The following is a 2,855-nucleotide window of genomic DNA, read 5'->3' on the forward strand; positions in this document are numbered from 1 at the left end:
TTGGTGCTCTGTCATCTTTTTCATGTTTCAATCCTCTTTTACTTTTATCATAGAGAATTTTCTACTTTTTTGCTGTACTATTTTAGGGGATACTTACACTTGCCCAGCAAAATTTATATAAGCTAATGTTAAATTCTTCTTATTTATTGTTATAAGTTTTATCGAGATATTTTTTTACCTCATCTGCTGTTTTATATTTGAAATGAACTTCTTTCCATTCTAGTTGCCCTTCAACTCCAAAAAAATTATTATCAACGAAATCTCTAGCAGATGCTATAATATGTTTTCTATCGTATTTATATGGATAAATAGTGTAATCATCAGCATTAATCCCGACTCCTGTATGTGTTCCATGCCTTTTAATCATAACAAATAAAAATTTTTCTTCATTAATTTTATGAAAGAAAGTAGATATAACTTCCATATTAATTTGTTTTTCATTTTTTGAGGAATAAATAAGATCTGCACCTTCTACATAGTAACGATCAATAATTCTTTTATTATTTCCACATACTAATACAAAATTTATTGGGTAATCTAAATCAGTCGTTCGTTCAAAATAGAATTGTCCGTTATGACACCATGATAAGTTAAAAGGACCATATTCAATATCATTTTGCGATTCTTTTGCTTGTATTGGGAAAATAATAAAATATGTTAGACTAATAAGTAATATAATAAACTTTTTCATAATTTATCTTTCCTGCTCTATTTCAATGATTGATGCAATCCTATTAAAACGTGTTTTCCGATCCTCATACCCATTTTGACCACCATTAATAATTTGTGTCACTTGTTGAACTGTCCCTGTTTTTGCTAATTGTGACAAAAGAATATTTTGGTTGTTTATTTTTCCAATCTTAGTAGTCCAATAAACAAAAGCTGATTCAATAGCATATTGAATATTATCATTATTAAACTGATAACTAGTAAGGTGTAACTAATGGCATATATTCATGTAACTCATAAGCATGTTTATACATAATATCCATTAAACAGTTTTCATCCTTACAGAGATCTCTTTTTTTAATAAATTTTTTTTGATTACTATAGATTTCTTTAAACGCTTTCTGATCATTATTGTAGCCATAATATTTTTTTATATTGTAGTAAATGTCATGAATACTTCTGTCTAATTCTGAAAGATAAATATTTTGACAGATCAGGTTTTCAGATAATTTTTTTGCTATTGAACAAGAAAAACTCGGCTCAATACTCTGATGTTCCATTCTCTTTATTTCTAAAATTGAATCATATGTATTTATTATTAAATATTCGTTAGCATTTTTTTCGAAAAGTGTCCACGTTCTATTAATATTAGGACAAAAAATATCTATCTGGTTTATTGATTGTTTTATATCGATGTCAAAAGATTTAGTTGTTAATATTTCATTATTATTTTTTGCCATTTTCTTATTCAGGATGTCGTCAAAATTGACAACAAATTTATTTATCTTATAACTTAAACAAGTTTCTATCTTCTCACCAGAATATATATTTGTTTTAATGTCATTTTCTTTCCATTGAAATATTCTATTAAGATAAATTGGATCATCATAAGATATTTTTTTTGTGTACGCAGCATCGCTAATATATACTTTAGATACTACCCCATTATAATTTAAATCTGCTTTTAATGAGAATGAAAAAAGTAGACCAACTAGTATAAAAAAATTACGAAACATATTCTCTTCCTTAATAAATTTTAGTTGCATATATGCCTTTTTCAAACATTTCTCGTTCTTTTTCTCTTCTTCTTTTTAAACCTTCTAAAATGTAACTATCTCCCATTACTCGTTTTATGTTTTATTGTTATCTAATGTGTTTTACAATAAATCACGTATATCATTAATGATTCACTAAAAATTCCATGATAAACATTTTTTATTTTCATGAGCTTCACTTATTGCATCTGATAAAATTGATAAATCATCATTAGCATTTTTTTTATACATAGAATCAAGAGATACAGCAGAAATAATTTCTTTATTTTTAATAAAATATTTATTTTCAACAGTAAAAACGATTTCGGATTTTAAATTTTCATCATGATAACCAATTGGTATATTGTAGTATTCAGTGTTTGATAATACTTCAAATAAATCCTTTCTTTTACTAACAACAATTTTTGAACGGTATGTTTCACCATAAATCCTAAGATTAAGTTGCTTTTTCATACAATTTAACACAGCACCCTCTGTCGCATGTAAAGATTCAAGTGTTATCTCTTCAGCTTTTAATCCGAATGATACGCATAAAATGTTAATGCTAATCAAATATAATATACCCTTCATTATCTAATTCTCCTTTATTATATTTTTCTAATAATTCCGATGCTTTATAACCAAAAGTAATTTCAAAATGAGGATAATCTTTTTGTTTTTTCCAATTACCGCCCCAAGAAAAACCATTTCTTATACCTACAGAGGATATTCTGATTAAAACGTTTTCCTCCCAATTAACTTTCTTATCTTTGATCTCTATAACATCTATTGCTAATCCATAATTATGGTAACTATATCCTCCTCTAACCCAAGTAACTATATTTCCAGATATTGTACGACCTTGCTCATAAAGGCGATTTTGTTCATCAATAGTTCTAAGTCCTGTCGTAACTCTTAATTGTATTCCAAATTGTTCTTCTACATCGTTGATAAAATCTACCGCATTTTGACGAATTCTCGGGTGTAATAACGTAATTCTTGAATTTGTCACACTATCCCAAGTCTCAGTTTTCTTTTCTGTAACATTAAAATAATCCACCATCGCCACCGGATGAATAAACCACGCCTTGCCGTCAGTTGATAGATTGGATAGTTTCGGGGTATTAGCATTCGCATCGCTTTGTTCTGTGC

The 2,855-nt window shown here is 27.6% G+C and carries 4 protein-coding genes; all 4 read right to left on the bottom strand.

What is annotated here, in order from left to right; all coding sequences use genetic code 11:
* Positions 1-139 precede the first annotated feature (139 nt).
* The gene (locus GQ589_RS11515) at positions 140-691 is read right to left on the bottom strand and encodes a hypothetical protein (protein ID WP_160426353.1); all 552 of its coding nucleotides are present in this window, start codon (positions 689-691) and stop codon (positions 140-142) included.
* A gap of 235 nt (positions 692-926) precedes the next feature.
* Positions 927-1,685 carry a hypothetical protein gene (locus GQ589_RS11520; RefSeq protein ID WP_160426355.1) on the bottom strand — a complete coding sequence of 253 codons (759 nt, stop codon included), beginning with the start codon at positions 1,683-1,685 and terminating at the stop codon, positions 927-929.
* Positions 1,686-1,859: 174 nt separating this feature from the next.
* Positions 1,860-2,294 carry a hypothetical protein gene (locus GQ589_RS11525; protein WP_160426357.1) on the bottom strand — a complete coding sequence of 145 codons (435 nt, stop codon included), beginning with the start codon at positions 2,292-2,294 and terminating at the stop codon, positions 1,860-1,862.
* Positions 2,269-2,855 (bottom strand): M15 family metallopeptidase (locus GQ589_RS11530; protein WP_160426359.1); only part of this gene is annotated, 587 nt, incomplete at its 5' end. The genes GQ589_RS11525 and GQ589_RS11530, both read right to left, overlap by 26 nt.

Source organism: Gilliamella sp. Pas-s27, assembly GCF_009795865.1.
Classification (GTDB): domain Bacteria; phylum Pseudomonadota; class Gammaproteobacteria; order Enterobacterales; family Orbaceae; genus Gilliamella.

What these genes read in the sequence shown, in the direction of transcription:
- GQ589_RS11515 (WP_160426353.1), bottom strand. Translation starts at nt 691, where the DNA reads ATGAAAAAGTTTATTATATTACTTATTAGTCTAACATATTTTATTATT.
- GQ589_RS11520 (WP_160426355.1), bottom strand. Translation starts at nt 1,685, where the DNA reads ATGTTTCGTAATTTTTTTATACTAGTTGGTCTACTTTTTTCATTCTCA.
- GQ589_RS11525 (WP_160426357.1), bottom strand. Translation starts at nt 2,294, where the DNA reads ATGAAGGGTATATTATATTTGATTAGCATTAACATTTTATGCGTATCA.